Origin of the sequence: Streptomyces cirratus (genome assembly GCF_014650775.1) — a bacterium.
Lineage (GTDB): Bacteria > Actinomycetota > Actinomycetes > Streptomycetales > Streptomycetaceae > Streptomyces > Streptomyces cirratus.
In genome coordinates this window covers 1-1,934 of the sequence record NZ_BMVP01000042.1, presented here as the reverse complement: position 1 = coordinate 1,934, position 1,934 = coordinate 1, and the positions used below count along the sequence as shown (strand labels likewise).

At 72.3% G+C, this 1,934-nt stretch carries 1 protein-coding gene; it reads left to right on the top strand.

The annotated features are described in order from the left end of the window. Positions 1 to 12: 12 nt before the first annotated feature. A partial coding sequence (locus tag IE207_RS32785) for an acyltransferase domain-containing protein (protein ID WP_229874303.1) occupies positions 13 to 1,934 on the top strand: 1,922 nt, incomplete at its 3' end.

Here is a 1,934-nt window from a genome sequence, read left to right as displayed (position 1 = left end):
GAGGCGTGGGGTGTGAAGCCTGACGTTGTCGCCGGTCATTCGATCGGTGAGCTGGCCGCAGCTCATGTCGCGGGCGTGCTGTCCCTGGCTGATGCGGCCGAACTCGTCGTGGCGCGTGGCCGGTTGATGCAGGCGCTGCCCGCTGGTGGGGCGATGCTCGCGGTGCAGGCCACCGAGGAGGAGGTGCTGCCGCTCCTGTCCGAGGGTGTCGGCATCGCGGCAGTCAACGGGCCGCAGTCGGTAGTGGTTTCGGGTGTCGAGGCTGGGGTGCTGGCCGTGGGCGAGCACTTCACGGTGGCCGGTCGCAAGACCAGCCGGCTGGCCGTCTCGCACGCCTTCCACTCGGCGCTCATGGACCCGATGCTGGACGAGTTCCGTACCGTCGCTTCCCGGCTGACGTTCTCGGCGCCGCGCATCCCCGTCGTGTCCACGGTCACGGGTGAGCTGTCGGAAGACTGGCAGTCGGCGGAGTATTGGGTCGGCCAGGTCCGCGAGGCCGTCCGGTTCGCCGACGCGGTACGCACGCTGGAGGCGCAGGGCGTCACGCGCTTCCTGGAGATCGGCCCGGACGGGATCCTGACCGGTCTCGCCCAGCAGGGCGTGGACTCCGAACAGGCCGTGCTCGTACCTGCCCTCCGCAAGAACCGCCCCGAACCGGAAGCTTTGGTGGCCGCCCTCGGGCAGCTGCACGCCACCGGCGTCCCCGTCGACTGGCAGGCCTTCTACGCCGGCACCGGCGCCCGGCGCGTGGAGCTGCCCACGTACGCCTTCCAGCGCACCCGCTACTGGATGACTGCCCCCTCGGCCACCGGCGGTTCCGCTGATACCGGCCAGGTCGCCCTCGACCACCCTGTGCTGCGGTCGGTCGTCGAGCTGCCCAATGAGGGAGGCGCCGTCCTCACCGGGCGGCTCTCCGCCGGCACGCACAACTGGATCACCGATCACGACGTGCTCGGGAGCGTCCTGCTTCCCGGCACGGGCTTCGTGGAACTTGCGATACGGGCGGGCGACCGACTCGGCTGCGGGCTGTTGGAGGAACTCACCCTCCAGGCGCCGCTCGTTCTCCCCGCGAGGGGCGGGGTGGCCGTGCAGGTGGCCGTCGGTCCGGCTGACGAATCCGGACGCCGGACCGTCGCGATCCATTCCCGGCCCGACGACCAGCCGGACCTGCCCTGGACCCGCCACGCCGAGGGGGCCCTGGCTCCGCCGGCCCCGCTTGCCGTGGCGGAAGCGCTCACGGACTGGCCGCCGGCCGCAGCCGAAGCGATCTCCGTCGCCGACGCCTACCCGGACCTCGCGGCCGCCGGGTACCACTACGGCCCCGTCTTCCAGGGGCTGACGGCGGCCTGGCGGCTCGGCGACGCCCTGTTCGCCGAGGTCGCCCTGCCCGAGCAGGCACACGCCGACGCGTCCCGCTTCGGGCTCCACCCCGCCCTGCTCGACGCCGCCATGCACGTCGGACTACTGGCCGTCCCGGGACGTGAGGGCGACGGCCGCACCCTGCTGCCGTTCGCGTGGAACGGGGTCACGCTGCACGCGTCCGGCGCCAAGGCGCTCCGGGTGCGCGTCACGCCCGTCGCCCAGCAGGACGGTCTCTCGCTCACCGTCGCCGACGAGCAGGGCCGCCCCGTCCTGTCGGTTGAGTCGTTGCTCTCGAGGCCGGTGTCGGCTGAGCAGCTCGGCTCCGGGATCGGGGACTCCCTGCTCCACATCCGCTGGCAGCCCGCGTCACAGGACCCGGTCCCCACCCCGGAGTGGCTGACCTGGGAGCAGGTGGCGGACGCTGCCGAGGTGCCGGCCACCGTGGTCCTGGACTGCGCGAGCCCCCGGACCGACGACGTACTCGCCGACGTACGCACCACCGCACAGCGCGTCCTGGGTGTGGTGCAGGAGTGGTTGGTGGGTGAGCGGTTTGAGGGTGCGTCTCTTGTTGT